This is a genomic window from Micromonospora sp. KC213 (genome assembly GCF_004348325.1).
In the GTDB taxonomy this organism is placed as follows: domain Bacteria; phylum Actinomycetota; class Actinomycetes; order Mycobacteriales; family Micromonosporaceae; genus Micromonospora.
Genome location: NZ_SMKF01000259.1, coordinates 1 through 5,745, shown reverse-complemented (window position 1 = coordinate 5,745; position 5,745 = coordinate 1). Strand labels below are relative to the sequence as shown.

General features: G+C 72.3%; 7 protein-coding genes. 1 reads left to right on the top strand and 6 read right to left on the bottom strand.

Annotated features, from left to right (window positions below):
• A partial coding sequence (locus E1166_RS29050) for a sugar phosphate isomerase/epimerase (RefSeq protein WP_207914630.1) occupies window positions 1-801 on the bottom strand: 801 nt, incomplete at its 3' end.
• A 76-nt stretch (window positions 802-877) separates the two neighbouring features.
• Window positions 878-1,822, bottom strand: a complete 945-nt coding sequence (locus E1166_RS29045) for a Ppx/GppA phosphatase family protein (protein ID WP_132343046.1) — start codon at window positions 1,820-1,822, stop codon at window positions 878-880.
• A gap of 73 nt (window positions 1,823-1,895) precedes the next feature.
• Between E1166_RS29045 and E1166_RS29040 the strand changes: the two genes are divergently transcribed.
• Window positions 1,896-2,702 carry a hypothetical protein gene (locus E1166_RS29040; RefSeq protein WP_207914629.1) on the top strand — a complete coding sequence of 269 codons (807 nt, stop codon included), beginning with the start codon at window positions 1,896-1,898 and terminating at the stop codon, window positions 2,700-2,702.
• Between the two features lie 12 nt (window positions 2,703-2,714).
• Here the strand turns inward: E1166_RS29040 and rraA are convergent, their stop codons facing one another.
• The 4 genes from rraA to E1166_RS29020 all read right to left on the bottom strand — a co-directional run.
• Window positions 2,715-3,188, bottom strand: a complete 474-nt coding sequence (rraA, locus tag E1166_RS29035; RefSeq protein ID WP_132343045.1) for a ribonuclease E activity regulator RraA — start codon at window positions 3,186-3,188, stop codon at window positions 2,715-2,717.
• Window positions 3,189-3,252: 64 nt separating this feature from the next.
• Window positions 3,253-3,645 (bottom strand): universal stress protein, encoded by a 393-nt coding sequence (locus E1166_RS29030; RefSeq protein ID WP_132270866.1) that lies wholly within the window; start codon window positions 3,643-3,645, stop codon window positions 3,253-3,255.
• Entirely contained in the window at window positions 3,642-5,147 is a 1,506-nt protein-coding gene (locus E1166_RS29025) for a tripartite tricarboxylate transporter permease (RefSeq protein ID WP_132343044.1), read from the bottom strand. Before E1166_RS29025 ends, E1166_RS29030 begins: the two co-directional genes overlap by 4 nt.
• A partial coding sequence (locus E1166_RS29020; protein WP_207914628.1) for a tripartite tricarboxylate transporter TctB family protein occupies window positions 5,147-5,745 on the bottom strand: 599 nt, incomplete at its 5' end. The genes E1166_RS29020 and E1166_RS29025, both read right to left, overlap by 1 nt.

Genomic DNA, 5,745 nt, shown 5'->3' with positions numbered 1-5,745 from the left:
GTCTATGGGAGAGGGGGCGGTCAGGTGGGCGCGGGCGAATTCGAGGGCCTCGCGCAGGTCCGCCTCGCGGCGCTCGCGGCTCTTCGCGCCCCTGGTGGTGACCTCGACGGCCACCGAGCCGGTGAAGCCGCGACCGGCCAGCGACCGCAGCAGTTCGGCGCAGGGCTGGCCGCCCCGGCCCGGCACCAGATGCTCGTCGCGCCCCTCGCCGGTGCCGTCGCCCAGGTGCACGTGCGCCAGGCGCTCACCCATCCGGTCCGCCATCGCCAGCGCGTCGGTACGTGACGCCGCGCAGTGCGACAGGTCCAGGGTGTACGAGGCGTACCCGGTCTCGGTCGGATCCCAGCCCGGGACGTACGGCACGAACTGCCGCCGGCCCATCCGGACCGGGTACATGTTCTCCACCGGGAAGCGCAGGTCGGGATACTCCCGGACGATCGCGTTCAGCCCTTCGGCGAAGGTGCGCGCGTATTCGCGCTGCCAGGTGAACGGCGGGTGCACCACCACCGTGGGTGCCCCCAGGACCGAGGCCAGCTCGGCGGAACGGCGCAGCCGCTCCCACGGGTCGGGGCTCCACACCCGCTGGGTGACCAGCAGGCAGGGCGCGTGCACCGAGAGGACCGGCACACCGTAGTGCTCGGCGAGGCCGCGCAGCGCGCCGGCGTCCTGGCTGACGGCGTCGGTCCAGACCATCACCTCGACGCCGTCGTAGCCGAGCGCCGCGGCCAACTGGAAGGCCGCCGCGGTCCGTTCGGGGAAGACCGAGGAACTGGAGAGAAGGACGGGGACGCGGGAAGTCACACTCCCGAGGGTAACCGGGTCCGGCGCGGCGGCTCGGGACGAGTGTCGGCAAACCGCCCAGAACGGCCGACCGACATCACATCGGTGCCAGCTGGTCCAGCCGACTGAGGATGACGCCCTCCCGCAGCGCCCACGGGCAGACATCCACCGACGGCACGTCGAGCCGGCGCATCACCGCCTCGGCCACCACCGCCCCGGCGAGCAGCTGGTGCGCCCGCTGCGCGCTCACCCCCTCCAGCTCCGGCAACATCGCGGGCGGGATGTGCCGGACGAAGCCGAGCACCTGGCGGAGCCCCCTGCGGGTGAGGCTGCGGGGAGCCCAGAGTCCGGCACTCGACGGCGCCGCACCCGCCAGCCGGGCCAGCGTCCGGAACGTCTTCGACGTGGCGACCGGCCGCTCCCAACCCACCTCGGTCAGCTTGTCCACCACCGGGTCGAGCAGCTCGTCGACGTACTCCCGCAGCTCCTCCACGGCCTCGGCCGACGGCGGAACCAGGCCCGACGGGTCCACCCGCAGCCGCTCCCGGCTCAGCCGCCCGGCACCCAACGGCAGCGAGACCGCCACGTCCGGGTTCTCGTCGATGCCGGCGGCCAGTTCCAGCGAGCCGCCCCCGATGTCCATCGCCAGCAACCGCCCCGCCGACCAGCCGAACCACCGCCGCACCGCGAGAAAGGTCATCCGCGCCTCGTCCGCGCCCGAGAGCACCTCCAGGCGTACGCCGGTGGCGTCACGGACCCGGCCGAGCACCTCGGCGGCGTTGGTCGCGTCGCGGACCGCGCTGGTCGCGAAGGCCAGCAGGTCGTCGACGACCAGCCCGGTCGCCGCCGCACGGGCCATGCCGACCGCCTTGACCAGGCTGTCGGCACCCTCCTCGGTCAGCGCACCGTCCGGGCCGATCTGCTCGGCCAGCCGCAGCACCACCTTCTCCGAATGCGCCGGCCAGGGATGCGCCCCGTGATGGGCGTCGACCACCAGCAGATGCACCGTGTTCGAACCGACGTCAAGAACACCCAGTCGCATGGCTAGACCTTAGGACCACCGGGTTTCCGCGGCTCGTCGGCCGGCGGGCATCACCGCGCGTACGCTGGTCCGGGTGACGAGCCAGGTGGAACTGCACGTGCTGGTGGACGACCCCGACGACCCCCGCAGCCGCGAGGTGGAGCTGGACTTCCCCCGCGAGTGGATCGAGTTCCTCGACCCGGCCGACCCGAAGCACCTGGTCCGCGCCGACCTGACCTGGCTGCTGTCCCGCTGGACCTGCGTGTTCGGCAAGGGTTGCCACGGCATCGTCGCCGGCCGGGCCGCCGACGGCTGCTGTTCACACGGCGCGTTCTTCACCGACGCCGACGACGAGAAGCGGGTCCGCGCCGCGGTCAAGCGGCTCACCCCGGCCACCTGGCAGCACTACCGCAAGGGCTTCCGGAACTGGACCGAGAACGACACGGTCGACGGCAAGAACCCGGCCCGGCGCACCGCCACCCGGGACGCCGACGCGCCGTGCGTCTTCCTCAACGACGCCGAATTCCCCGCTGGGGGCGGCTGCGCGCTGCACGCCCAGGCGCTGCGGGACGGGGTACACCCGCTGGAGTACAAACCGGACGTCTGCTGGCAACTGCCGATCCGCCGCGACCAGGAGTGGCACACGCGACCCGACAATACGAAGGTGCTGGTCTCCAGCCTGTCCGAGTTCGACCGGCGGGGCTGGGGCGCGGGCGGGCACGACCTTGACTGGTGGTGCACGTCGTCGACCGAGGCGCACGTCGGCGCCGATCCGATGTACGTCTCGTACGGCCCGGAGCTGACCGCGCTGATCGGCGCGCCCGCGTACACGAAACTCGCCGAGCTGTGCGCGGCCCGGCTCCGCCAGGGGCAGGTCGCCCCGCACCCGGCCAGCGGGTGAACGGACCGTCGCTCAGCCGAGCGGCAGCACCACCACCCCGTCGTCGTCGCAGCGCACCTGCGCGCCCGGGGTGAACACACAGGTGCCGAACGACACCGGGACGTCGCGTTCCCCGGCCCCGGTCTTGCCGCTCTTGCGCGGGTTGCTGCCGAGCGCCTTGATACCGAGCGGAAGGGTACGCAGCGCGGCGACGTCCCGCACGGCGCCGTTGATGACCACCCCGGCCCAGCCGTTCTCCGCCGCCGTGCCGGCGATGAGGTCCCCCATCAGGGCGGTGTGCACCGAGCCGCCGCCGTCCACCACCAGCACCCGGCCCTCCCCCGGCTCGGAGACGACGGACTTGACCAGGGCGTTGTCCTCGAAGCAGCGTACGGTGACCGCCGGACCGCCGAAGGCGGTGACGGCGCCGAACTGACGCAGTTGGGTGTCGCACGAGCCCAGGGCTTCGCCATACCGGTCGTAGAGGTCGGCGGTGCTGTCGGTCATCGAGATTCCCTTCGGTCGGTCGTGGTGGGGCGCGCCCGGGGACGGCGATGTCCCCGGGCCGCGCTCAGTCGGCCTTCACCGCGAGCACCGGGCAGGGCACCCGGAGCAGGATCTCCTGCGCCGCCGACCCCATGATGAGCTTGCCGACCGCGGTCCGGTGCCGGACCCCGATGACCACCATCGAGATCTCCTCCGCCTCGACGATGTCGACGATCTCCTCCGCCGCGTCCCGGCCCCGGACCAGTTGCCGCACGCTGTGCGGAACCCCGGCGGCGGTCAGCTCGCGGCTCACCCGGTCCAGCTCCGCCTCCTGGGCGAACCGCGGGTCGACGTACGCGTCGCCGCGCGAGGTGTTCACCACCAGCACCGGCTCGTCGCGGAACCGGGCCTGCTCCACGGCGGCCCGCAGTGCCGCCTCGCCCAGCGGCGAGGGCACGTACCCCACCAACACCGTCATCCGGTCACCAACCTTTCCCGCAGCGGACGGACCACGAACCGTCCGATCAGCGGCCAGAGCAGCACCACGACGATCGTGGTGTAGACCGTCCAGGACACCCAGCCGCCGAGCAGCCCGTGCAGCTCACCGCCGGAGAGCTGCAACGCCCGCCGGCCCTGCTTCTCGGCGAGCGGGCCGAGGATCACCCCGACGATCAGCGGCAGGATCGGCAGCCCGAACCGGCGCATCATGAAGCCGAGCAGGCCGATGATGAGCAGCAGGAACAGGTCGAACGGCGAGGCGTTGACCGCGTACGCGCCCATCGAGGCGAAGAAGATGATCCCGGCGTACAGGTACGGGCGCGGGATCCGCAGCAGCTTCGCCCAGGCGGGAGCGAGCGGCAGGTTCAGCACCAGCAGCAGCAGGTTGCCGACGAAGAGGCTGGCGATCAGCGTCCAGACCAGCGCGGACTCCCGCTCGAAGAGCAGCGGACCGGGCTGGAAACCCCACTGGTGGAGCGCGGCCAGCATCACCGCGGCGGTGGCGTTGGTGGGCAGGCCCATTGCCAGCAGCGGCACCAGCGTGCCGGCGGCCGAGGCGTTGTTGGCGGCCTCCGGCCCGGCGACGCCCTCGATCGCGCCCCGACCGAACTCCTCCGGGTGCTTGGTCAGCTTCTTCTCGGTGACGTACGACAGGAAGGTCGGGATCTCCGCCCCGCCCGCCGGCAGCGCGCCGAACGGGAACCCGAACGCGGTGCCGCGCAGCCACGGCTTCCAGGACCGCTTCCAGTCCTGCCTTCCCATCCACGGCTGCCCCACCGGGATCACCTCGGCGGCCCGGCGGCGCAGGTGCGCGGCGATCCAGAGCGCCTCACCGACGGCGAAGATGCCCACCGCCACCACGACCACGTCGATGCCGTCGGCGAGTTGCGGAATCCCCAGGGTGAGCCGCTGCTGACCGCTCACCGAGTCGATCCCGACGATGCCGATCACCAGGCCGAGCAGGAGCGAGGCGAAGCCGCGCACCCGGGACGCACCGAGCACGGCGGTGACCGCCACGAACGACAGCAGCATCAGCGCGAAGTAGTCGGGTGCGCCGAGGCTGATCGCGAACTGCACCAACGGTGGGGTGACCAGCACCAACAGCAGGGTGGCGATGGTGCCGGCGACGAACGAACCGATCGCGGCGGTGGCCAGCGCCTGCGCGGCCCGGCCGGCCTTGGCCATCTTGTTGCCCTCGATCGCGGTCACCACCGACGACGACTCACCGGGCGTGTTCAGCAGGATCGAGGTGGTCGAGCCGCCGTACATGCCGCCGTAGAAGATGCCGGCGAACATGATCAGCGCCTGGGTGGGCTCCATGCCGTAGGTGACCGGCAGCAGCAGCGCCACGGTCATCGCCGGCCCGATGCCGGGCAGCACGCCGACGGCGGTGCCGATGGTGACGCCGAGCAGCGCGAACAGCAGGTTCATCGGGGTCACCACGTTGGCGAACCCGTCGAGCAGGTTGGCGAGGTTGTCCATCACAGGATCCCTTGCAGCACGCCGGCGGGAAGGTTGACGCCGAGCCCGATGGCGAACGTGTAGAAGGTGATCAACGCCAGCGCGACGGCGATCAGCAGGTTACGCACGTAGTGCCGGTTGCCGAGGGCGAACGCCGTGCCCCAGAAGAGCAGCGTCCCGCTGATCACCCAGCCGAGCCGGTCGATCAACACCGCGTTGACCAAAAACGCCCCGATCAGCAGCAGCACCGTCCGCCAGTCGATGGGAGTGGTCAGGTCGACGTCCTCGCCGGCCTCCGGCTCGCCCGCGCCGCCGCGGGCCACGTCCACCGCGTACACCGCCGCGACGGTCAGCAGCAGCACGCCGAGCAGGATCGGCACCGGCTTCGGGCCGATCGGGTCGGCGCTGCTGAGCGCGGACCCGATCCGGGTCGCGTCGACGATCACCAGGAGGCCGACCAGGGCGAGGAACGCGCAGACGCCGTACTGGGCGCGGTCACCGCCCGGGGCCGTCCTGGTCGGGCCGGTCGCGGTCTCTTCGGCGGTGGGGGCCGCCGACCCGGCGGCGGGCCCCGCCGGGTCGGCGGCCGGCGGCTGCGCGGCCGGGGTGGACGGGGAGG